Consider the following 22,849-nt stretch of genomic DNA (forward strand, 5'->3'; position numbering starts at 1 on the left):
AGTGATCTTAAGCCAAATACGGAAAATCAAAGGCGCGAAAAGAGGGGGTAAACAGGCTGTTTTTCCCCGGCTCCGGTATCAAATGGTTACGGATTAACCGCGGCGACGGGCGGTCAGCAGCAGGTGGACCAGCACGCCGCCCGCCATCCCCCAGAAGGCGGAGCCGATACCGGCCAGAGAGATGCCGCTGGCGGTGATCATTACGGTAATAATGGCGCTGTCGCGCTGGTCCGGCTCCTGCAGCGCGCGCTGCAAACTGCCGGCGAGGGTATTCAGCAGCGCCAGTCCCGCCAGCGTCGCAATCAGCACGGCGGGCAGCGCGCCGAGAAGCGCCGCAATCAGCGCGCCGCACAGCCCGGCCAGCAGATAGAACCCCCCGGCGCAGACGGCGGCGATCCAGCGGCGCGCCGGATCGGGGTCAACCTCATCGCCCATACAGATAGCGGCTGAGATCGCCCCCACGCAGACCGAAAAGCCGCCAAACGGCGAGCAGAGCAGCGCGATGGCCCCGGTCCAGCTGGTCAGCATGGAGACCGGCGGCTGATAGCCGTGCGCCTGCAGCGTGGCGATACCGGGCGCATTCTGTGAAGCCATGGTGATAAGAAAGCAGGGCAGCGCGACGCCGGTCAGGGCGGCGAGCGTAAAGTGCGGCATCACAAATGCCGGCAGGGCAAAGCTGAAGGAGTCAGGCGGCAGGATCACGCTTTGCTGAAGCAGCGTGACGCCCGCTCCAGCGATCAGCGCCAGAATAATGGCGTAGCGCGGCAGCCAGCGGCGACAGAGCAGCCAGACCAGGCACATGGTGCCGCACAGCGCGGCGTTGCTTTCCAGGCCGGTAAAGGTGCCGATGCCGTAGCGCAGTAAAATACCCGCCAGCATCGCCGCCGCGAGCGAGGGCGGAATAAAGCGCATCAGCCGGGCAAATATCCCGGTCACGCCGCTCAGCAGGATCAGCAGGTTAACCGCCACAAACACCCCGGTGACCTCATTCAGGTTCAGCCCCTCCACGCTGGTCGCCAGCAGCGCCGCGCCCGGCGTTGACCAGGCCGCAATCACCGGCAGGCGGGTGCGCAGCGAGAGCGCCAGCGTGGCCACCCCCATCGCCAGCCCCAGCATGGTAAACCAGCCGCCGGTCTGCGCCGGTGTGGCTCCCGCCGCCTGCGCCGCCTGCCAGATAATAGCGGCGCTGCTGCTGTAGCCGACCAGCACGGCGACAAAACCGGCCACCAGCAGCGGAATAAACGGGAGAGAGCGGGTGTCAGCCAGATGCATAGAAAACGTCCTGTTGTGCGTTATAACGCACATTGTGGCACGCGTGCCCCGCCGCGACAAGTGATACACTGGAGGGTACGCTTTCAGGAGACGATATGGATAATCTGCAACACGAGTTAGGCCAGACGCTGAAGCAGCTGCGTCAGGAGCGGGGCTGGAGCCTGACGCTGGCAGCCGCCCGTACCGGCGTCAGTAAAGCGATGCTGGGACAGATTGAGCGCGGCGAATCGAGCCCCACGGTAGCTACGCTGTGGAAAATCGTGACCGGTTTCAACGTGCCTTTCTCCCGCTTTATCCACGGCGGCGCGCCGCACTCCGCCAGCACCACGGTATTCAGCGAGGCCAGCGCGCAGATGCAGGTCCGCCCGCTGCTGCCGTTTGATAGCCGGGTAGGGGTTGATCTGCTTGAGGTGACGCTCGCCGGCGGCGCGCAGAGCAGCTCTTCAGCCCACGAGGCCGGGGTCATTGAACAGGTAGTAGTGCTGGAGGGCGAGCTGCTGCTGGGCCTGGAGCAGGGCGCGCAGCGGCTGCGGGCGGGCGAGGCGTATCAGTTTGCCGCCGATAAACCGCACAGCTACGCGAATCCGCTCGCCACGCCGCTGCGTTTCCACAGTCTGATACACTATCTCTCTGCTAACGAACTGACGAGGAGTCCCCATGGCACTAACCACGCTTGATGCACACACCGCCCTGATTATCATCGACCTGCAGCACGGCATTGTCCGTCTGCCAGTGGCCCCGCTGAGCGCTGACGACGTAATTGCGCGCGCCGGTGAGCTGGCTGGCGCGTTTCACGCGCGCCATCTGCCGGTTGTACGGGTTAACGTCGCGGGCGGCGCGCCGGGGCGCAATGAGATGCCGCGCCACGACGCTGATTTACCTGCCGACTGGGCAGATCTGGTGCCGGAGATGCAGCCGGAAGCGGATGATATCTGCGTCACGAAGAAAACCTGGGGTGCATTTCATCAGACCGACCTGCATGCGCAGCTGCAGCAGCGCGGCGTCACGCAGGTGGTGGTGTGCGGCATTGCCACCAGCATTGGCGTAGAGTCGACCGCGCGCGAGGCGTATGCGCTCGGCTATAACGTGACGCTGGCCACCGACGCCATGACCTGCCTTGATGCGCACACGCATGAAAACAGCGTCACGCGCATTTTCCCGCGGCTGGGTGAGACCGGCAGCACCGCAGAAGTACTGGCGCTGCTGGCGGAGTAAGCGCTGATGGTGCCCGATCTGCTCAGGCACCGGCTGGTCAGTTAAAGGTGTAGCTCACGTTAAGGCCGGCGCTGTAATTACGACCCGGCGCCGGTTCGTAGTAGCGTCCGTTGCTCTCATTCACAATCACCGAGCCGATATAGTGGCGATCCAGCAGATTATCTACGCGGCCAAACAGATCCAGCGTCCAGTCGCTGATGTGCCACTTGTAGCCGCTGTTCAGACCAGCCAGCGTGTAGGCGGGCGCCCGCACGCTGTTCTCATCATTGGCCGCAATATCGCTCAGATAGCGCACGTCAGCCCCGGCGTAAAAGCCCTGTTCCGGCGCATACGCTATGCCCGCATAGGCCATGTTACGCGCAATGCCCGGAATACGATGGCCGCGACAGCTCTCGTCACCGCAGGCGTTACTGCGGTAACGGGCGTCCAGCAGCGTCCACGCCGCTTTCAGCTGCCAGTCATAGCCAATCTGCTGGTCGAACGCCAGCTCCAGGCCGCGGCGGCGCGTCTCACCGGCGTTTTTAAAGGTTGCGCGTCCTTCGTAGCTGCCGGCTGAAACAATCTCATTGCGGGTATCGGTCTGAAACAGCGCCGCGCTGAGCAGGCCGTTGCCGAGGCGTTTTTTCGTGCCGAGTTCCAGCGTCTCGCTGGTGGCGGGCTGCAGATCCAGGTTCAGGCCGCTGGTGCCGCGGGTACGATAGGAGAGCTCATTCAGCGTGGGGGTCTCGAAGCCGCGTCCGGCGGAGAGGTAAGCGTTCCAGCCTGAATCGATAGCGTAATTCAGCGCGGCGGCCGGCAGCCAGCGGTGATAGCGACGGCTGCCGCTGTCGTCGGGATCGCTGGCGGTAACGTAGCGATCGTCCGAGGTAAAGTTCACCGTGCTGAAGCGCACGCCGGCATCCAGCGACCACGCGTCCGTCAGCTGCCAGGCGCTCTGTAAATAGGGATCGAGGTTCCAGATCCGGTTGCGCTCATCGCGGCGGCGCTCGCCCTGCACGCCCAGGGCGCCGTCCGGGGTAAAGTTGCGGTAGCCCTTGCGCTTTTCCGTCATGGTCTCATAGTCGAGACCGCCGGTCAGCGTCACCGGCACGCTGAACAGCGCGTCGCGATGGGTCCAGCGCGTATCGATCCCCTGATAGTGGCGCGTCAGCGCAATCACGCCGCCGGGATGACCGGGTCTGTTCTGCGCCACAACCGGAATGGACTGATACTGCGTGGTTTCACGCTCGCCGGCCCAGACCATCAGGCTCAGATCGTCATGCTCGCTCATCTCACGCTGATAGCGCACGCCCGCCTGCGTCTGATCCACGCTTTTACGGGCGTCATAGAGGGAGACGTTACTGGCAACCTGACGCGGATTGTCGCGCCACTGGGCGTCGGTCAGGCCGCCCGGATCCTGCGCCTCCAGATGCACGCTGTTGAAGAGCAGCGTCAGGGTACTCACCTCATCAATGCGCACGCCGAGCTTTGCGTTACCGAGGTTTTTCTGTGCGGCGCTGTGGTCGCGATAACCGTGGGTGGTAAACCGTGAAGCGGAAAGGGTGTAGCTGACATCGCCCGGCTGCGTGCCGTCGCCCGTTGCGCCGCTGGCCTTTAGGCTGTTGCGCCAGCTGCCAAAGCTGCCGTACCAGCTGCCCGCTTCCAGCACGGGAGGCTGTTCACCGCTGGCGGTTTCAACGTTAATCACGCCGCCTGATGCGTTGCCATAGAGCGCCGAAAAGGGACCGCGCAGCACATCCACGTGCGCCACCGAGCCGATATCGATATTCGATGTCTGCCCCTGGCCGTCCGGCATGGTAGCGGGAATACCGTCAACGTAAAGACGAACGCCGCGTACGCCAAACGTTGAGCGTGAGCCAAAGCCGCGCACCGAGAGCTGCAGATCCTGGGCGTAGTTCTGCCGGTTGAGTATCTGCAGGCCAGGCACGCCGGCGAGATTCTCCGACAGATTGACGCGCGGCGCGGCCCGGCGCATATCTTCGCCGCTGACAACGCTTACCGCTGCAGGCGTATCGAGTTCAGAGAGGCCGCTGGCCGCGGGTGCCGCGCTGACCACCAGCGTACGCTCCGGGTTATCTGCGGCGAGCAGCGGCAGCGGCAGGAGCGCCGGCAGCAGCAGCGCCTGACGCAGTAAAGCAATATTCATAATCAAAACCGTCAGAAAAAGAGAGAAATCAGAAAAGCTCAGTGGGCGGTATGTTACCGGTTATGTCATTTGATTGAAAAGCGTAAAAAACTGCGCGGATCGTGGCCGGTATGATGAAAACGTTATCGCCGCGCCACGCACCTCTGGCTGCGTACTACGCTTTCTGTCACTGTAAAGAGAAGTGCTTACATCATCAGGAGAGAAAATGCGTCAGCAACCGGTTGTAGCCGTACTGGGTCTGGGAGCGATGGGCCATGCGTTCGCCGCCAGCTTACTGAAAAAAGGGTTTCGCGTGCAGGGCTGGAATCGTACCCGGTCTAAAGGGGAAGATCTGGAGGCGGCGGGCCTGCAGCTGAGCGACAGCGCGGAATCCGCCGCTGCGCAGGCGGATGTGGTGATTACGATGCTGGCCGACGGGGATACCACCCGCGACGTGGCGGCGCGCGTCGCGTCGGTGCTGAAGCAGAATGCCACTCTGGTACAGATGGGCACCATCGGCGTTGCGGCAACCGACGCGCTGATCGCCCAGATCGCCGCGGCGCGTCCCGATATCAACGTTATTGATGCCCCGGTCTCCGGCACCAAAGCGCCGGCGGAAAACGCCCAGATTCTGGTGCTGGCCAGCGGTGACCGCACGCGGGCTGAGGATGCAGAGCAGGTGTTTGCCGCGATCGGCAAAGGCACGCAGTGGCTGGGCGAGGCGGGCGCCAGCTCGCGCATGAAGCTGGTGGTGAACAGCTGGCTGATTGGCCTGATGCAGAGCCTGGCCGAGAGCACGCGGCTGGCGGAGCAGTTTGGTTTCAGCACTGACGATCTCTGGCGGGTACTGGAGGGCGGTCCGCTGGCGGCTCCCTACGCGAAGGTCAAACTCGGCGCGATTGCCAGCGACGACTACACCCCGCAGATGCAGCTTACCTGGGCGCTGAAGGATGCAAAACTGGCGCTGGAGGCGGCGGGAGAGACCCGGCTGCCGGCGCTGGAGAACATTGCGCAGCTCTGGCAGCAGGCGGTGGAGGCGGGCTACGGCGAACAGGATCTGGCCTCCGTCTACGCCTGGCTGAAGCGCGGAGATGAGTAAACAGATAAGCTTCGATTTTTCCCGGCGCCCGCTGATACCCTTTGCGCACGATTACGCGCACGGCGCCCGCGAGCCGTGGCACCATCACACCTGTGCGCAGCTGATCCACACCCTGAGCGGCGTGATACGGGTTGAGACGGCGCACGGCAGCTGGATGGTGCCGCCCAGCCGTGGGGTCTGGCTGCCAGCCGGCACGCGACACGCGCTGCAGACGGGCGGCCAGGTCGCTGCCCGCACGCTGTTTATCGATCCGCTGGCGCGCGCTGACCTGCCGGCCAGCTGTCAGGTGGTGCAGATCTCCGCGCTGCTGCGTGAACTGATCGTGAGCGCACTGTCGCTGCCGGAGGGCTACTCTCCCGGCAGCCGCAGCGAACGCATTTATGAGCTGATCCTCGATGAGATCAGGGTAATGAATGTGCTGCCGTTTGATCTGCCGATGCCGCAAAGCCCGCGCCTGCTGGCGCTCTGTACCCGGATCCAGCAGAGCGCCGGAGAGCCGTGGACCCTGACGCAGGCCGCGGCGGAACTCTGCGTGGCAGAGCGCACGCTGTCGCGCCATTTCAGCCGCGAAACCGGACTGCGCTTTGGCGACTGGCTGCGGCGCGCCCGGCTGAGCCAGGCGCTGATGCGGCTGGCGCAGGGAGAGAGCGTGTTGCGGGTGGCGCTGGACCTCGGCTACGAGAGTCCGGGCGCGTTCAGCGCGATGTTTCGCCGCGTGCTGGGCGTTTCACCGGCGGGCTACTTTCCACCGGCAGAAAGGCGTCCGCCGCATTGAGCAGCGCCTGCAGTGAAGCGCGCGTCACGTCACTGTCGATGCCGACACCCCAGGCGCGTTTGCCGTTTGCGTCAGTGCAGCAGATATAGGCAACCGAGCGACTGTCGCTGCGTTTACCCAGCGTATGCTCGTGGTAATCCTCAATGGCGATTGCGCGCCCGTAGTGCTGCTGCAGCGCGCTGACGGCGGCGGAAAGCAGGCCGTTGCCGCTGCCATTCAGCATGCGCCCGCCCGATGCCGTCGTAAACTGCAGGCGGATACGCGTTGCCCGTTCGTCACTCTGGCTCTCCGCCGTGTCAAGCTGGCGCGCCGGCTGCGTCAGGCCGTAGTGGTGGCAAAACAGCTGCCAGAGGGCATGATGCGTCATCTCGCCGCCGTTCGTGTCAGTCTGCTGCTGCACCCGCTGGCTGAAATCCTGCTGCAGCGCGCGCGGTAGCTGCAGTCCGTGGTTCTGCTCCAGCAGCCAGGCACTGCCGCCTTTGCCCGACTGGCTGTTGACCCGGATCACCGCTTCATAGCTGCAGCCAATGTCGCGCGGATCGAGCGGCAGATAGGGGATTTGCCAGCGGGTTTCCTGCCGCGCTGCACGTTCGGCAAAGCCTTTACGGATGGCGTCCTGATGGGAGCCGGAAAAGGCGGTAAAGACCAGCTCACCGGCATAAGGGTGGCGCGGATGCAGCGGCAGCTGATTACAGGCCGTCACCGTCTCAATCACCTGCTGCATATCGCTGAAATCCAGCCCCGGCGCCACGCCCTGGGTGTAGAGATTCAGCGCCAGCGTGACCAGATCAACGTTGCCGGTGCGCTCGCCGTTGCCAAACAGGCAGCCCTCAACGCGATCGGCCCCCGCCAGCAGCGCCAGCTCGGCGCAGGCGGTGCCGGTACCGCGATCGTTGTGCGGATGCACGCTGATAGTCACCGCCGCACGCTGGCTGAAGTGGCGGCAGAAATATTCAATCTGATCGGCGTAGACGTTAGGCGTGTTCACCTCCACCGTGGCGGGCAGGTTGATAATCATCGGTCGCTGCGGGCCAGGCTGCCAGATCGCCGCCACCGCTTCACAGATCTCCAGCGCAAAGTCCGGCTCGGTAAAGCAGAACGTTTCCGGTGAATACTGAAACGTCCATGCCGTGTCAGGCTGCGCGGCACAGCGGTCGCGGATCTGACGGGCGGCGCTGCACGCCAGGGCGACAATCTCCGCTTTGCTCTGGCAAAACACACGCTCGCGAAACAGCGGGGCGGTGGCGTTGTAAAGATGAACAATCGCCTGCCGCACCCCCGTCAGCGCGTCAAACGTGCGATCGATCAGATCGCTGCGCGCCTGGGTGAGCACCTGAATAGTGACGTGGGGCGGAATGTGATCTTTCTCAATCAGCTCCCGCACAAACGCATAGTCGGTCTGTGATGCGGCGGGAAAGGCTACCTCAATTTCGCTGAAGCCGCAGCGCAGCAGCAGCTGCCAGAACGCCAGCTTGCGGGCGCTGTCCATCGGCACCGCCAGTGCCTGATTGCCGTCGCGCAGATCCGTTGAGAGCCAGCGCGGCGCGTGAGTGAGCTGGCGCGACGGCCACTGGCGATCGGCCAGCGGCAGCACAGGGGTCGGGTAATATTTATCAGCAGGGTGAGTCAGCATCGTCGTCTCCTTTAGCAGAGCCTGCAGTGTGACGCAGGTGAATCGCTGCCCGCCTGCGCGTAGCGGACAACCACGCGTGCGAAACGGACAGGTTGGCGAAAGCGGTGCGGGCGCGTAGCATAGCGGCACGATTTCCGGCTCAGGCAGGCTATGTCATTTATTACGTTCGACGGTCACAACGACCTGTTACTGCGGCTCTGGCTGCATCATCGCGACGATCCGGCGCGCGCCTTTTTTTCCGGTACAGAAACCGGGCATCTCGACTTTCCGCGCATGCAGCAGGGCGGCTTTGGCGGCGGGCTGTTTGCGCTGTTTGTGCCGCCGGCTGGCTATCTCAGCGAGGTGGCGCCTGAGCGCGCCGGCGAGCAGCTGCCGCCGCTCACCATTCTCTGGCAGCAGCTCGCGATCCTGAAAACGCTGGCGGCGGAATCAGGCGGTCGCGCCCGGCTCTGCCTGAATGCGGAAGAGATTGCTGCCTGCCGGCGCGATGGCGTACTGGCGCTGGTGGCGCACATCGAAGGCGCCGACGGTTTCGACGGTGCCGGCGCGGATCTGCAGGCGTTTTATCAGGCCGGGGTGCGCAGCATCGGGCCATTCTGGAATCTGCCTAACCGCTTTGGTCACGGCGTTACCGGCGCGTTTCCCGGATCGCCCGACAGCGGCGACGGGCTGACGGAGGAGGGGGAGCAGCTGATTACGCTGGCCTGTCAGCAGCGTATGGTTATCGATCTCTCGCATATGAATGAAAAAGCGTTCTGGCAGACGGCGCGGCTCAGCACGCTGCCGCTGGTCGCCACGCACTCCAATGCGCACGCGCTCTGCGCACAGCCGCGCAACCTGACCGACGATCAGCTGCGCGCTATTCGCGACAGCGGCGGCGTGGTGGGGATAAATTTCGGCAACGCTTTCCTGCGCAGTGACGGAAAACGCGATGACAGCACCGCGCTGACGGAAATTGTTAAACACGCCGCGCATCTGATCGCTATTATGGGCCGCGATCACGTGGCGCTGGGATCGGATTTTGACGGCATCAGCGTGCCGGCGACGTTAAAAGATGTTACCGGTTTACCGCGGCTCTATGCGCTATTGCAAAGTCTCGGCTATGATCAGGCATTGACTGAACAGCTCGCGTGGGGCAACTGGCAGCGCGTGCTGCGTCAGATCTGGCAGGCCTGAACCGCGTTTCCCTGGTGAATCAGGGTTGATCTCCGCGCGACATTGGCGCAACATCGCCGCGCCTGGTGTACTGCCTGCAGTCGCCAGCGGCATTTATGGCAGAGCCTGCTCTGCGTTTTCATTGATGAGGAAGAACACTATGTGGAAAAAACCTGAGTTTGTTGACCTGCGTCTGGGCCTGGAAGTGACACTGTACATCTCCAACCGCTAAGACTCTCTGCCCGCCGCTCGTGCGGGCATTCTCTTTTTCTGCTTCGGTCTTTCACATGTTTATTAACGTTCTCGGTTCAGCGGCAGGCGGTGGCTTTCCGCAGTGGAACTGTAACTGCGCCAACTGCAGCGGCCTGCGTAACGGCACCATTCAGGCGCAGGCGCGCACCCAGTCCTCGATTATCGTCAGTGATAACGGGGAAGATTGGGTGTTATGCAACGCCTCGCCTGATATCAGTCAGCAGATTGCACAGACGCCTGAGCTGGTGAAAAAAGGGGTGCTGCGCGGCACCGCTATCGGCAGTATTATTCTGACCGACAGTCAGATTGACCACACTACCGGGCTGCTCAGCCTGCGTGAAGGCTGTCCGCATCAGGTGTGGTGCACCCCCGAAGTGCATGCCGATCTCACCAGTGGTTTTCCTGTCTTTACCATGCTGCAGCACTGGAACGGTGGCCTGAAGCATCATGCGCTGACGCCGCTTGAGCCGTTCAGCGTGGCGGTCTGTCCCGATCTGCAGTTTACTGCGATCCCGATCCTCAGCAACGCCCCCCCTTACTCTCCGTACCGCGACCGGCCGCTGCCGGGGCACAACGTGGCGCTGTTTATCGAAAACCGCGCCAGCGGACAGACGCTGCTCTACGCGCCGGGTCTGGGCGAGCCGGATGCGGTGATCATGCCGTGGCTGCAGAAAGCGGACTGCCTGCTGATTGACGGCACCGTCTGGCAGGATGATGAGCTGCTGACCACCGGCGTCGGCAAAAACACCGGGCGTGCGATGGGCCATCTGGCGCTGGCTGAAGAGCAGGGCCTGATGGCGCTGCTGGCCGCGCTGCCGGCAAAGCGCAAAATCCTTATTCATATTAACAACACCAATCCGATCCTCGACGAACACTCGCCGCAGCGCCAGTTTCTGACGCAGCAGGGCATTGAAGTGAGCCAGGACGGGATGGCGATCCACCTGCAGGAGTCCGCATCGTGATCACCGACGCTCTGACCCCCGAGGCGTTTGAACAGGCGCTGCGCGCCAAAGGCGCTTACTACCATATTCATCACCCTTACCATAAAGCGATGCATAACGGTGAGGCAACGCGCGAGCAGATCCAGGGCTGGGTCGCAAACCGCTTCTATTACCAGACCACCATTCCGCTGAAAGATGCTGCGATCATGGCTAACTGCCCCGATCCGGCCACGCGGCGCAAGTGGGTACAGCGCATTCTCGATCACGACGGCAGCCACGATCGCGATGGCGGCATTGAAGCCTGGCTGCAGCTGGGTGAGGCGGTGGGCCTGACGCGTGAGGCGCTGCTGTCGGAGCAGCACGTGCTGCCCGGCGTACGGTTTGCCGTTGACGCCTATCTCAATTTTGCTCGTCGCGCTGACTGGCAGGAAGCGGCGTGCAGTTCCCTGACCGAGCTGTTTGCGCCGCAGATCCATCAGTCGCGCCTCGACAGCTGGCCGCAGCACTATCCGTGGATCAAAGAGGAGGGGTATTTCTACTTCCGCAGCCGCCTGAGCCAGGCTAACCGCGACGTTGAGCACGGGCTGGCGCTGGCGCTGGAGCTGGAGCGCTTTACCACGGCGGAACAGCAGAACCGCATGCTGGAGATCCTGCAGTTTAAACTCGATATTCTCTGGACGATGCTTGATGCCATGACAATGGCCTATGTGCTGCAGCGTCCGCCTTATCATACGGTCACCGATCGGGCGGCCTGGCACACAACAAGACTGGTGTAATGCGCATGAAAGATACCCTGATCCCCGCTTTCCGGCGCGGTTATCGTCTGCAGTGGGAAGCCGCGCAGCAGAGCCACGTCGTGCTCTATCCGGAAGGCATGGCGAAACTGAATGAAACGGCAGCGGCTATCCTGGAGCTGGTGACCGGTAAACAGGATGTGGCCGCGATCGTCAGCACGCTTGACGCCCGTTTTCCCGAGGCTGGCGGCGTCGGTGACGACGTGAAAGATTTCCTGCAGTCCGCCGTTGAACAGAAATGGATCCAGTGTCGTGAACCCGAATAAACCCGCCGTCAATGCGCCGCTCTGGCTGCTGGCGGAGCTGACCTATCGCTGCCCGCTGCAGTGCCCGTACTGCTCTAATCCGCTCGATTTTGCGCAGCAGGAGAAAGAGCTGACCACCGACCAGTGGATTGAGGTGTTCCGCCAGGCGCGCGCCATGGGTAGCGTACAGCTCGGCTTCTCCGGCGGCGAGCCGCTGGTACGCAAAGATCTGCCTGAACTGATCCGCGCCGCGCGCGACCTGGGCTTTTACACCAATCTGATCACCTCCGGCATTGGCCTGACCGAAAAAAAGCTCGACGCCTTTGCGGACGCCGGGCTGGACCATATCCAGATCAGCTTTCAGGCCAGCGATGAAACACTGAACGCCGCGCTGGCTGGCTCGCAAAAAGCGTTTCAGCAGAAGCTTGAGATGGCGCGGGCAGTGAAAAAGCATGGCTATCCGATGGTGCTGAACTTTGTGCTGCACCGCCATAACATCGATCAGATTGATAAAATCATCGACCTCTGTATTGAGCTGGATGCCGATGACGTTGAGCTGGCAACCTGTCAGTTTTACGGCTGGGCGCACCTGAACCGCGAAGGGCTGCTGCCGACGCGGGAGCAGATCGCCCGTGCTGAAGAGACGGTCGCACGCTACCGGGCGCGCATGAGCGAGAGCGGCAACCTGACCAATCTGCTGTTTGTGACGCCAGACTATTATGAAGAGCGTCCCAAGCCCTGTATGGGCGGGTGGGGCTCAATCTTCCTCAGCGTAACCCCGGAAGGCACGGCGTTACCCTGTCACAGCGCGCGCCAGCTGCCGGTTGAATTTCCCTCCGTACTGACGCAGAGCCTGCAGTCGATCTGGTATGACTCGTTTGGTTTTAACCGCTACCGCGGCTTTGACTGGATGCCGGAGCCGTGCCGCTCCTGCGATGAGAAAGATAAAGATTTCGGCGGCTGCCGCTGTCAGGCGTATATGCTGACCGGCAACGCCGACAACACCGATCCGGTCTGCAGCAAATCGCCGCATCACGGGCAGATTCTGGAGGCGCGGCGTGAGGCAAACTGCAGCGATATCAAAATTGCCCAGCTGCAGTTCCGCAACCGGGCCAACTCAACGCTGATTGTCAAACAGCGTCTCTGACGATGCAGCGCACCCTGACGCTGGCCAGCGGCCTGCGCTGCCACCTTTATCACCAGCCTGACGCCCGCGAAGCCGCGGCGCTGGTGCAGGTCGGGGCCGGCAGCCTGCATGAGCCCGATCGCTGGCCCGGACTGGCGCATCTGCTCGAACATCTGCTGTTCTGCGACAGCGCGCGCTTCAGTGGCAGCCAGCGCCTGATGCCGTGGGTGCAGCAGCAGGGCGGCGAGGTCAACGCCACCACCCAACTCAGCCGCAGCGCATGGTTTTTTCAGCTGCCGGCCGCCGCGCTGGAAGGCGGCGTCACGCGGCTGGCGGATATGCTGATCGCCCCGAACCTCGCGCCTGACGCCATCCGCCAGGAGTGCGCCGTTATCGATGCCGAGTATCAGCTGCTGCAGAGCCACAGCGAGACGCTGAGCGAGGCGGCGCTGCTGCATCCGCTCGGCGGGCGCTTCAGGCGCTTTCGCGCCGGCAGCAGGGCGGCTTTTGGTGACAACGTCACGGAGCTGCAGCGCGCGCTGCGCGATTTTCATCAGACCCGCTTTACGGCAAACAGTCTGGAGCTCTGGCTCTCCGGGCCGCAGTCGCTGGACGAGCTGGCAACGCTGGCCGCAGCCTTTGAATGCCTGCCGGGCGGCGAGGTACCGGCGCTGCCGGTGGTGCCCCGTCAGCCCGGCAGCCAGGTGCTCACGCAGCTTGAGCTGCCGGGTGAGAACGCATTCTGGCTGACGCTTTTAATCCCCTTCGATCGCGCATTTAGTGACAGTGTCACTCTGCTGCGCAGTTACTGGCTCGATGAGGCTGAAGGCGGCCTGCTGCATCAGCTGCGCAGTGAGGGACTCTGTGACACGCTGCAGGTCAGCTGGCTGTGGCAGGACACCCGGCACGCGCTGCTCGCACTGCGCTTCAGCGCAGCGGCGATCTCACCCGCACAGGCCTGGCGTATAGAACAGCGCGTCTGGCAGCATCTGCAGGCCGTGCAGCACAACACGCAGCGCCAGCATCAGCACTATCTGCAGCTGGCGCAGCGCGACTTCCGCGCTGAGACGCCGCTGCGTCAGCTGCGGCTGCGGGCGGGTGCAGAAGCGCCCGCGGCCGATCTGCCTCCAGACCTGGCCCGGGCGATCCGCCAGCTGATGCAGGCTGGCCGCCTGCGCCTGCTGACCCGGCAGCCGCTGAGCGACGCTCAGACCTGCACCACGCAGGGATTTACGCTGCGCTGCAGTACCCGCGTGCTTTGCGGTGACGTACCGGCGGCGGCGGTGCGCTGGCAGTTCCCGCCGCGCGCTCTGCAGGCTGCCGCGTCAGGTTACTGCTGCACCGCAGCCGCGTTACCGCAGGCGCTGCCGGTTGAGCCAGCTGAGACGCTGCTGCTGCGCCCGGCGTGCTTCCAGCCGCTGGCTGACCACGCAGGCGTGGCCTGCCAGCGGCGTTTGCGGCCGCTGCTGGCAGAGCTGCGTCATCTGGGGGGGCGTGGCGTCTGGCAGCAGCAGCAGGGGATCTGGCAGCTGCTGCTGGATATTCCGGCCGACGCCGCCGTGGCCTGGCAGCTGCTGCCGGCCATCACGGCGCAGCTGAGCGCAGCGGATGAGGCCGGCGCCCCGCCTGAACCCGCGACCATCGTTATCCGCCAGCTGCTGCAGACGCTGCCATTTCAGCTGCTGTATCCGGCGGCAGCCCGCGGCTGGCAGGCGGCGTGGTGCGGGCACGATCGGCACCTCAATCACTGCGCCGCGCAGAGCCTGGCGAGCCTCAGGCAACAGACAGCGCCCTCTGCGCCGCCACCGCTGCGGCGCGGCATTACGCCCGTCGCCTGCCAGGGGCGCGACCAGGCGCTGCTGCTGTTTATCCCTCTGACGACGCCGGATGATATCAGCCTGGCGGCGCTGCAGGCGCTGGGGCTGTTTCTGGCGCCGCGCTTTTTTCAGCGGCTGCGTGTGGATCAGCAGATAGGCTACGTGGTCGCGGCCCGCTATGAGCGCTGCGCCGATGTGGATGGACTGCTGTTTGCGCTGCAGTCGCCCGATATCGACTGGGTACGCCTGCTGGCCCACTGCCGGCGCTTTCTGCTGGATATGCAGACGGCGCTGAGCGAGTGTGAGGTCGGGGCGCTGCACGCATGGCAGCAGACGCTGCGGGAACGCTGCCAGCCGCACGCTAACCGGCAGGTGGCGCAGGATCTGCTGCGGCGCGAAGCGGGCGGCGCGATCCTGACACCTGAGGCGGTCTCTGGCCTGACGCTGCCGCGCATGCAGCAACTTTTCCGGCAGCTGGTGCGTCAGCGGCGGCGCTGGCGGCTGCTGATCAACCGGCACTGAACCGGTACACACCGGTGCCGCTGCCTGCCCCGACAAAAGTTTACACGGCAAAACTTGGCGTTTGCGGCGGCGTTACATAAAATGCCCGCACTTTTCTCTGAGGCTGCGGCATGATGATATCGCCCCAACGCGCAACGTGGATCCTGGCACTCGCCTGTCTGGTGCTGGCATTTTGTCTGGTACAGCGCAGCTTCAGTATGCCCGTTCAGCCTGTTACCGTCTCTGCCGTGTTGAGTGAGTCCGGCGCGCAGGATGCCTCTGCCAGCAGTGACAGGCCCTGTGCGCTGAGCGCAAAATCCCTCAGCGCCAGCACGCCGGTCTTTGATGCGGCGCTGCCGCTGCTGATGCTTGTCATGGCGCTGCTCGCCGCGCTGGCCGTTCCGCAACGCCTCTCATTCTTCTGGCGTCATCAGTCGCACCGTCCGCCGCTGCGACGGCGACATCTTACGCTCTGCGTCTTCCGGGAATAACACCGCGCGCTGTTTCGCGTACCCCCTGTTATTTACCGGAGAATTTATCATGACTGTTTTACTCAGGAGCCTGCTGCTCCTGCTGGCAGGCTGCGTGCTGAGTGCGCAGGCTGCGGATACCGGCTGGCTGCGCAACGCGCAAAACAGCCACGCTGAGGTGCGCCTGCGCGCCGCGCCGCAGGCGGGCGACACCCGGCTGCTGCTGGATATTCATCTGGAGCCCGGCTGGAAAACTTACTGGCGCACGCCGGGAGAAGGCGGTGTGGCACCCGCCATCGCCTGGCAGACGCCCGGCATCAGCGCTCAGTGGTTCTGGCCTGTACCGGCGCGCTTTGACGTCAGCGGGCTGACCACTCAGGGCTATAAAGGCACTGTCACGCTGCCGATCGTGCTGCAGCGCCCGCCCGGCAGCGATACGCTTACCGGCACGCTGACGCTCTCTGCGTGCAGCGACGTCTGTATTCTGACGGATTTTGCGTTCAGCCTCGATCTGACCCGGCCGGCCGCGGCGGCGTTTGACCGCGACTTTGCCCGCGCGATGGGGCAGGTTCCGCCTGACTCCGGCCTGACTGACCAGCTCAACGCCAGTTTTGTTAACGGTGAGCTGCAGATCCGCGCGGTACGCCAGGCGGGCTGGAGCACCCCGGCACTCTTCTTTGACTATCCGGCGGGCAGCATGCTGGCAGCACCGGTGATCAGCGTGCAGGGCAATACGCTCAGCGCGCGCGTGGCCGTGACCGATGAATGGGGCGATGCGGCACCCGACCTGCGCGGCCGCCAGCTGTCGCTGGTGATCAGCGATAAGGATCTGGCGCAGCAGAGCCACGTCACTCTCGGTGCGGAGCCGCTGCTGAGCGGCGGGACGCGCGCAACGCTCTGGTCGGTGCTGCTGCTGGCGCTGCTCGGCGGCCTGGTGCTGAATCTGATGCCCTGCGTACTGCCGGTTATGGCGATCAAGCTCAGCGGTCTGGTGCAGCAGCAGGGTCAGACACGCCGTCAGACGCGCCTGCAGTTTCTGGCCTCCAGCGCCGGGATCCTCTTCTCCTTTTTGCTGCTGGCACTTTTGATGAGCGCGCTGCGCCTGAGCGGTCAGGCGCTGGGCTGGGGCATACAGTTCCAGAGCAGCGGATTCCTGCTGCTGATGACCGGCGTCATGTTTCTGTTCAGCGCCAGCCTGTTTGATCTGCTGCATTTACGTCTGCCCTCCGCTTTTAACACCCGGCTGGCCACGCACCAGGGGAACGGATTAGCGGGGCATTTTGCGCAGGGGGCGTTTGCCACTCTGCTGGCAACGCCCTGCAGCGCGCCATTCCTCGGCACGGCGGTGGCTTATGCGCTGACCGCGCCGCTGCCCCAGCTCTGGCTGCTGTTTGCGGCGCTGGGTATCGGCATGAGCGTGCCGTGGCTGCTGGTGGCCGCGCTGCCGGGCGTCGCGCGCTGGCTGCCGCGTCCGGGACGCTGGATGGTGCATCTGCGTACGCTGCTGGGCATTCTGATGCTGCTGGCGACGCTCTGGCTGGTTACACTGCTGATCCCGCACTGGGGCCGTGGTGCAGCAGGCCTGCTGGCTGCCGCGCTGCTGTTGCTGCTGCTAACCTGGCTGCTGCGCCGCCGCGCGCTGCAGCAGGCGGGCGCGGTCGCTATCACGCTGACGATAGCGGGTGCACTGTTCCTGCTGATGCGTCCGGCAGAGGATGCCGGTGAACTGCACTGGCAGCCGCTGTCAGAGCAGGCTATCGCCGCGGCGCTGCAGCAGAACCGGCGTGTGTTTGTCGATATCACCGCTGACTGGTGCATTACCTGCAAGGTCAATAAGTCCCGGGTGCTGAACCAGCCTGACGTTCGCGCCGCGCTGAGTGCGGACGATATCGTGCTGCTGCGCGGCGACTGGACGCAGCCGGATCCGGCCATTGGCGACTTTCTGCGCCAGCGCGATCGGGCGGCGATTCCGTTTAATCAGATTTATGGCCCGGCGCTGCCGCAGGGTCAGATTTTGTCACCGCTGCTGAGTCGCGACGCGGTGCTTTCCACACTGAGTAAGGCGAAAAAATAATGAAAAAATCACTGTTTGCAATGCTGCTGCTGAGCGCACCGGTACTGGCTGCCGCTCCTTTTACGCCGGAGCAGGAAGCGCGCATCAAAGCGCTGATCCGCGAAACGCTGGTACAGAATCCCGCCATACTGGCTGAGGCCGCCGATGCCTTTGATAAGGAAGCCGCGCGACAGCAGCAGAACGTAGTAGCTCAAATGGTTGAAAAGAATCGCGATATGCTGTTCAGCGATGCCGGTTCACCCCGCATCGGCGCTGAAAAACCGGCGCTGACGCTGGTCTATTTCACCGATTACAACTGCGTATTTTGCAAAAAATTTGAGGGTGATATCACCACGCTGCTGAAAGCGCATCCACAGGTTGCGGTGGTCATCAAGCCGCTGCCTTATCGTGCCGAAAGCTCGCTGAGTTCAGCGCGACTGGCGCTGACGGTCTGGGAGCAGCAGCCTAAAAACTTTCTGAAGCTGCACGAAAAGCTGATGGCAAAAAAAGGTAATCACGACGAGGCCAGCATCAGCGCCGCGCTGAAAAAAACCGGTATCAGCCTGTCAGCACCGAGCAAAGCGAGTCTGGATACCATTAATCACAACCTGACGCTGGCGCAGCAGCTGGGCGTGCAGGGGACCCCGGCCACGCTGGTGGGTAATCAGCTGATCAGCGGGGCGGTGCCTTATGCCCAGCTGGAGGCGGCCGTGAAAGATGCGCTGAAGGCGGCACCGTGAGCCGGCTGAAGCGCTGGCTGCGTGAAGCGCTCTGGCTGCTGCTGGCAGGCGTGCTGATTATGCTGGCGGTCGACTGGCTGCGCGCGCCGCAGCTGCCTGCCGATCTGGCACAGCAGCCGCTCACCACGCTGCAGGGTGAGCAGAGCCTGGCCGGGCTGAGCGCATCGAAGCCGGTGCTGGTTTACGTCTGGGCCAGCTGGTGCGGCGTCTGCAAACTGACCACGCCGGTTGTGGCGAAGATCAGCCAGCAGGGCGTGCCGGTGGTCAGCGTGGCGCTGCGCTCGGGTTCTGATGCGCAGGTTGCACAGTGGCTGGCAAAAAAAGGCCTGCGGGGGTTAGCCGTTAACGACGCGCGCGGCGAGCTGGGACAGCGCTGGCAAATCGCTGCCACGCCGACCTTTATCGTGCTCTATCAGGGCCGGGTTGTCAGTACCACCAGCGGCTGGAGCAGCCGCTGGGGATTGCAGCTGCGTTTATGGTGGGCTGAACAGTTCAGCGGATAACAGAGGGCGCCTGCGGGCGCCTTTTTTAATAATGGCTGGTTCAATTTGCGCTGATTAATAATGTTTAAAACAGGAAAGTAATAATTATCAGGAAAATTATCCCGGCGCTGCGTTTATTTTATCTTTTTGCGGCTGGCTTTATTTAAGGCAGTGATTAAATTTTTGCAATAATGGCGTAACTGATGCATACCTGAATAACAGACTAATTTCTGATTATCGCGGCGGGATATTTTCAGGCGCCGCAGTGAGGGAGAGTATGCGTATTCATCATCTGAACTGTGGTTGCATGTGCCCGCTGGGCGGGGCGCTGTTTGATGGCTTCAGCCGGGGCCCCTTTGCTGAACTGGTGTGTCATTGTCTGTTAATTGAAAGCGATCGCCACGGTCTGATTCTGGTGGATACCGGACTGGGAATTAATGATATGCGTTATCCGGAACGCCGGCTCTCTGGCTTTTTCCGTCTGCTGAATAATATTCGTTACAGTGAGCAGATGAGCGCGCTGGCACAAATTCAGCTGCTGGGTTTTCAGGCGGAAGATGTGCGTCATATTATTCTGACCCATCTCGATTTTGATCATGCAGGCGGCATCAGTGATTTTCCGGCGGCGCGGATCCATCTTCTGCAGCGTGAGCTTGATACGGTACGCAGCGGACGTGAGCAGAGCTGGCTGGCGCGTCAGCGCTTCCGGCCACAGCAGTGGACCGCGCACGATGGCTGGCGCGGCTACGCCAGCGAGGGTGAACGCTGGTTCGGGTTTGATGCGGTGAGAGCGATTGACGATCTCAGCGATGAGATCCTGCTGGTGCCGCTGCCGGGGCATACCGCCGGACACGCAGGCGTGGCGATCCGCCACGGCGGTGGCTGGCTGCTGCACGGGGGGGACGCCTGGTTTTATTGCGGAGAGATGCATCACACCCGGCGCCACTGTACGCCGGGCCTGCGCGCCTATCAGCGGCTGATGTGCAGCGATCGCGAAGCGTGGCGTATTAATCAGCAGCGGCTGCGCGAACTCTCGCTGCAGCCCCAGAGCGGTGTTGCGCTGTTTTGCAGCCACGATGCGCGCGAACTGGCACACTACCGGCCGCACTGTTAGCTTTTTTGCCGGTTTTCTGCGCATTACCCTTTATCTTTACTAATATTTCTCTGGCGGCGTTGCGAAGCCTGTCGGCTCGCCGCCGTCTGAAAACTCTAAAGGGAGCGTGCCATGTTTCATACCTCGGGAAAGTCGGCGTTCGGCATTACGCTGTATGCCTTGCTGGAGCCACTGCCGCTGGGCTTTTTTTTTGCCGCCTGGCTGTTTGACATCCTCTATCTGCAGACCTTTGTGGTGATGTGGACCAAAGCTGCCAGCTGGCTGATTGTCTTTGGTCTGCTGCTGGCAATTCTGCCGCGAATTATCAGCCTGATTCATCTGTTTCGCGGTGTCACTGCCGGTGAGAAAACCCATTTCTGGCTCTCACTGCTGGCAGTGCTGGTGGCCATAGTTAACGCCTTTATTCATAGCCGTGATGCGTATGCGGTGGTGCCCATGGGCGTCACGCTGTCGACCATTGTGGTGGCGCTGCTGCTGCTCGCCAACGTACAGCTGGCGCTGCGCGCGCGCCGTATCCCGGGAGGTCGCCCATGAAACTGCGCATTCTGAGTGCTGTCAGTCTTGCTGCGCTGCTGAGCGCCTGCGACAGCGGATCGTCTCTCGATCCGCAGAAACAGACCGGACCCAATCCCGAGCTGCCTAAAGCGCAGAACTTTTTCATGCCGCCTATGCAGGTGCCGGAGGGGACACCGTGGAAAACCGGCGAAACGCCAAAGGTGGCGGACGGGCTAAAGATAGAGCGGATCCCGGCGAAGCTGATGCATCCGCGCCAGCTCTACGTGCTGCCAAACGGAGATGTACTGGTGGCCGAGGCCAACGGGGTAAAAAATCCGGTCACGGCGCCGAAGCAGCTTATTATGGGCATTGTGCAGAAATCCTCAGGCAAAGGTGCGCCAGGCGGCAACCGTATCTCACTGCTGCGTAACGTCAACGGTAAATGGGAGCAGCATCTCTTTATCGAAAATCTGAATGCGCCCTTTGGTATGCAGCTGATTGGCAACACGCTTTACGTTGCCAACGCCGATAGCCTGGTGAAGTTCCCTTATCAGACCGGGCAGACGGAGATCCGCACTGCGCCCGAAGAGGTCACGGCGCTGCCGGGTGGCGAGCTTAACCACCACTGGACCAAGGCGCTGCTCGCCAGCCAGGATGGCAGTAAACTCTATGTCGGCGTCGGTTCTAACAGCAACATCACCGAAAACGGACTGGGTGCGGAGTATCAGCGCGCAGCGGTCTGGGAGGTGGATGCCGCCAGCGGGGCGAGCCGCATCTACGCCAGCGGCATCCGCAATCCGACCGGGCTGCAGTGGGAGCCGCAGAGCGGCAAGCTGTGGGCGATCGCGAATGAGCGCGATGAAATCGGATCCGATCTGGTTCCTGACTATATGACGTCGGTGCAGGATAACGGCTTCTACGGCTGGCCGTGGAGCTATTTTGGCCAGCACGTGGATGACCGGGTCCGGCCGCAGCGGCCTGATATGGTGGCGAAAGCGATCAAGCCGGACTACGCCCTGAGCTCGCACGTTGCACCGCTCGGACTGCTGTTCTACGGCGCGGACAATATGCCACAGTATCGCGGCGGCGCGTTTATCAGCGAGCACGGCAGCTGGAACCGGACGCCGCTTAATGGCTATAAAGTGGTATGGGTTAAATTTGAAAACGGCATGCCGGTCGGTAAGCCACAGCCGGTAGTCACCGGATTCCTCACGGACGATGAGAAGAATGTGCGCGGTCTGCCAGTGGGACTGGCAACGGATAATCAGGGTGGGGTACTGATAGCGGACGATGCGGGAGATGCTATCTGGCGCATCAGCGCGGCGCAGTAGTTTTTACCGGTAAAAAATAGAAAAGGATTTGGCTGGTCAGCCAAATCCTTTTTTTTTGTTCGCTTAAGCGGCGGGTAACCGCGCGGCGAACGGGGTGCTCAGCACTCCTCACACAGCGAATCATAAAATGTGACGAGAAATATTTCAAGTTTCAGTAAATTACTGTATGGTTATACAGTGTTGAGTGCGGGCGGAGTATCGTTGCTTTCTGATGACTCTCAGGGGCGCGGATAGTCAAATCCCGGCAGGTTTCAGGTGGTGCTGGCCTGTGGCTTTAGCAATGAGTGCCGCTCAGCGCTCCTCACAGATGTGCTCAGGCGGCCGGCGGGTAGGGTCAGGGTCCCGGCCGCTGAATGGCGCGCGCTCCTGTCAGAGGAGAAGGAAAGTGATGGAACTTGTACGATTACTTCTGGACATCGTCCGGATCATCCTGCAAATCATCGTTGCCCTTTTGCAACTGACCGGTCAGGCGCACTGACCGGAACTTGAAACAAGGCGGAGCTCACCCCTCCGCCTTTTTTCGTGGCCGCTCAGGCTGTCTGCATGCGGCCCAGGCATATCGGATTTTATAGGCAACCAGGGNCAAATCATCGTTGCCCTTTTGCAACTGACCGGTCAGGCGCACTGACCGGAACTTGAAACAAGGCGGAGCTCACCCCTCCGCCTTTTTTCGTGGCCGCTCAGGCTGTCTGCATGCGGCCCAGGCATATCGGATTTTATAGGCAACCAGGGCGCCATAAATGGCACTCCTGCGCGGATTTTCCGCAGGGGCCGCATTTATGCGGCCCGGGTTAAATCCCGTTGCGGCGTCCGGTGAGGGGCGCATGAATGCGCCCCCTACGGGTACAGAATCCAGCATTCTTGTAGGGGCCGCATTTATGCGGCCCNATGGCACTCCTGCGCGGATTTTCCGCAGGGGCCGCATTTATGCGGCCCGGGTTAAATCCCGTTGCGGCGTCCGGTGAGGGGCGCATGAATGCGCCCCCTACGGGTACAGAATCCAGCATTCTTGTAGGGGCCGCATTTATGCGGCCCTACGAAATGGCGTAGATATCTCCCGTAGGGGCCGCATTCATGCGGCCCAGGTTAAATCCCGTCACGGCATCCGGCGAGGGGCGCATGAATGCGCCCCCTACGGGTACAGAATCCAGCATTCTCGTAGGGCCGCATTTATGCGGCCCTACGAAATGGCGTAGGTATCTCCCGTAGGGGCC

General features: G+C 62.4%; 21 protein-coding genes. 18 read left to right on the top strand and 3 right to left on the bottom strand.

Annotated elements, in window-relative coordinates:
• Positions 1-93: 93 nt before the first annotated feature.
• Positions 94-1,272 (bottom strand): benzoate/H(+) symporter BenE family transporter, encoded by a 1,179-nt coding sequence (locus F3I15_RS00160; protein ID WP_370513318.1) that lies wholly within the window; start codon positions 1,270-1,272, stop codon positions 94-96.
• A gap of 95 nt (positions 1,273-1,367) precedes the next feature.
• On the opposite strand from F3I15_RS00160, the gene F3I15_RS00165 reads away from it, so the two are divergent.
• Both F3I15_RS00165 and F3I15_RS00170 read left to right on the top strand, forming a co-directional pair.
• Positions 1,368-1,949, top strand: coding sequence for a helix-turn-helix transcriptional regulator (locus F3I15_RS00165; protein WP_150016095.1), 582 nt, complete (start codon positions 1,368-1,370; stop codon positions 1,947-1,949).
• A complete protein-coding gene (locus tag F3I15_RS00170; protein WP_150016096.1) occupies positions 1,930-2,487 on the top strand; it encodes an isochorismatase family protein in 558 nt (185 codons plus the stop codon). Before F3I15_RS00165 ends, F3I15_RS00170 begins: the two co-directional genes overlap by 20 nt.
• A 37-nt stretch (positions 2,488-2,524) precedes the next feature.
• On the opposite strand, the gene pqqU is transcribed toward F3I15_RS00170, so the two are convergent.
• The gene (gene pqqU / locus F3I15_RS00175) at positions 2,525-4,633 is read right to left on the bottom strand and encodes a TonB-dependent receptor PqqU (RefSeq protein WP_190314857.1); all 2,109 of its coding nucleotides are present in this window, start codon (positions 4,631-4,633) and stop codon (positions 2,525-2,527) included.
• Between the two features lie 205 nt (positions 4,634-4,838).
• On the opposite strand from pqqU, the gene F3I15_RS00180 reads away from it, so the two are divergent.
• Together F3I15_RS00180 and F3I15_RS00185 are read left to right on the top strand one after the other, a co-directional pair.
• The gene (locus F3I15_RS00180) at positions 4,839-5,711 is read left to right on the top strand and encodes an NAD(P)-dependent oxidoreductase (RefSeq protein ID WP_150016097.1); all 873 of its coding nucleotides are present in this window, start codon (positions 4,839-4,841) and stop codon (positions 5,709-5,711) included.
• Positions 5,704-6,486 carry a helix-turn-helix transcriptional regulator gene (locus F3I15_RS00185; RefSeq protein ID WP_150016098.1) on the top strand — a complete coding sequence of 261 codons (783 nt, stop codon included), beginning with the start codon at positions 5,704-5,706 and terminating at the stop codon, positions 6,484-6,486. The genes F3I15_RS00180 and F3I15_RS00185 overlap by 8 nt, the downstream gene beginning before the upstream one ends.
• Here the strand turns inward: F3I15_RS00185 and leuA are convergent.
• Positions 6,407-8,119 carry a 2-isopropylmalate synthase gene (gene leuA, locus F3I15_RS00190; protein ID WP_150016099.1) on the bottom strand — a complete coding sequence of 571 codons (1,713 nt, stop codon included), beginning with the start codon at positions 8,117-8,119 and terminating at the stop codon, positions 6,407-6,409. The genes F3I15_RS00185 and leuA overlap by 80 nt on opposite strands.
• Before the next feature lie 150 nt (positions 8,120-8,269).
• On the opposite strand from leuA, the gene F3I15_RS00195 reads away from it, so the two are divergent.
• The 14 genes from F3I15_RS00195 (at position 8,270) to F3I15_RS00260 (ending at position 21,635) form a co-directional block, all read left to right on the top strand.
• A complete protein-coding gene (locus F3I15_RS00195; protein ID WP_039384263.1) occupies positions 8,270-9,295 on the top strand; it encodes a dipeptidase in 1,026 nt (341 codons plus the stop codon).
• Between the two features lie 139 nt (positions 9,296-9,434).
• Entirely contained in the window at positions 9,435-9,506 is a 72-nt protein-coding gene (gene pqqA, locus F3I15_RS00200) for a pyrroloquinoline quinone precursor peptide PqqA (RefSeq protein ID WP_010617686.1), read from the top strand.
• Between the two features lie 55 nt (positions 9,507-9,561).
• Positions 9,562-10,488: a pyrroloquinoline quinone biosynthesis protein PqqB gene (gene pqqB, locus F3I15_RS00205; RefSeq protein WP_150016100.1), complete on the top strand. Its 927-nt coding sequence runs from the start codon at positions 9,562-9,564 to the stop codon at positions 10,486-10,488.
• Positions 10,482-11,243 carry a pyrroloquinoline-quinone synthase PqqC gene (gene pqqC, locus F3I15_RS00210; RefSeq protein WP_150016101.1) on the top strand — a complete coding sequence of 254 codons (762 nt, stop codon included), beginning with the start codon at positions 10,482-10,484 and terminating at the stop codon, positions 11,241-11,243. Before pqqB ends, pqqC begins: the two co-directional genes overlap by 7 nt.
• 5 nt (positions 11,244-11,248) lie before the next feature.
• On the top strand, positions 11,249-11,527 hold the full coding sequence (gene pqqD / locus F3I15_RS00215; protein WP_039384271.1) for a pyrroloquinoline quinone biosynthesis peptide chaperone PqqD: 279 nt from the start codon (positions 11,249-11,251) through the stop codon (positions 11,525-11,527).
• Entirely contained in the window at positions 11,514-12,653 is a 1,140-nt protein-coding gene (gene pqqE, locus F3I15_RS00220) for a pyrroloquinoline quinone biosynthesis protein PqqE (protein WP_150016102.1), read from the top strand. The genes pqqD and pqqE overlap by 14 nt, the downstream gene beginning before the upstream one ends.
• A gap of 2 nt (positions 12,654-12,655) precedes the next feature.
• Positions 12,656-14,971: a pyrroloquinoline quinone biosynthesis protein PqqF gene (pqqF, locus tag F3I15_RS00225; protein ID WP_150016103.1), complete on the top strand. Its 2,316-nt coding sequence runs from the start codon at positions 12,656-12,658 to the stop codon at positions 14,969-14,971.
• 110 nt (positions 14,972-15,081) lie between these two features.
• The gene (locus F3I15_RS00230) at positions 15,082-15,441 is read left to right on the top strand and encodes a hypothetical protein (protein WP_150016104.1); all 360 of its coding nucleotides are present in this window, start codon (positions 15,082-15,084) and stop codon (positions 15,439-15,441) included.
• A 49-nt stretch (positions 15,442-15,490) separates the two neighbouring features.
• The gene (locus F3I15_RS00235) at positions 15,491-17,494 is read left to right on the top strand and encodes a protein-disulfide reductase DsbD (protein ID WP_150016105.1); all 2,004 of its coding nucleotides are present in this window, start codon (positions 15,491-15,493) and stop codon (positions 17,492-17,494) included.
• The gene (locus tag F3I15_RS00240) at positions 17,494-18,213 is read left to right on the top strand and encodes a DsbA family protein (RefSeq protein ID WP_150016106.1); all 720 of its coding nucleotides are present in this window, start codon (positions 17,494-17,496) and stop codon (positions 18,211-18,213) included. Before F3I15_RS00235 ends, F3I15_RS00240 begins: the two co-directional genes overlap by 1 nt.
• Entirely contained in the window at positions 18,210-18,716 is a 507-nt protein-coding gene (locus tag F3I15_RS00245) for a protein disulfide oxidoreductase (RefSeq protein ID WP_150016107.1), read from the top strand. The genes F3I15_RS00240 and F3I15_RS00245 overlap by 4 nt, the downstream gene beginning before the upstream one ends.
• A gap of 256 nt (positions 18,717-18,972) precedes the next feature.
• Positions 18,973-19,809, top strand: a complete 837-nt coding sequence (locus tag F3I15_RS00250) for an MBL fold metallo-hydrolase (protein WP_150016108.1) — start codon at positions 18,973-18,975, stop codon at positions 19,807-19,809.
• A gap of 111 nt (positions 19,810-19,920) precedes the next feature.
• Entirely contained in the window at positions 19,921-20,343 is a 423-nt protein-coding gene (locus F3I15_RS00255; protein WP_150016109.1) for a DUF2231 domain-containing protein, read from the top strand.
• Positions 20,340-21,635 carry a sorbosone dehydrogenase family protein gene (locus tag F3I15_RS00260; RefSeq protein WP_071668806.1) on the top strand — a complete coding sequence of 432 codons (1,296 nt, stop codon included), beginning with the start codon at positions 20,340-20,342 and terminating at the stop codon, positions 21,633-21,635. The genes F3I15_RS00255 and F3I15_RS00260 overlap by 4 nt, the downstream gene beginning before the upstream one ends.
• The last annotated feature ends 1,214 nt before the right edge of the window (positions 21,636-22,849 follow it).

Source organism: Pantoea sp. M_9 (genome assembly GCF_008631385.1).
GTDB lineage: Bacteria > Pseudomonadota > Gammaproteobacteria > Enterobacterales > Enterobacteriaceae > Pantoea > Pantoea eucrina.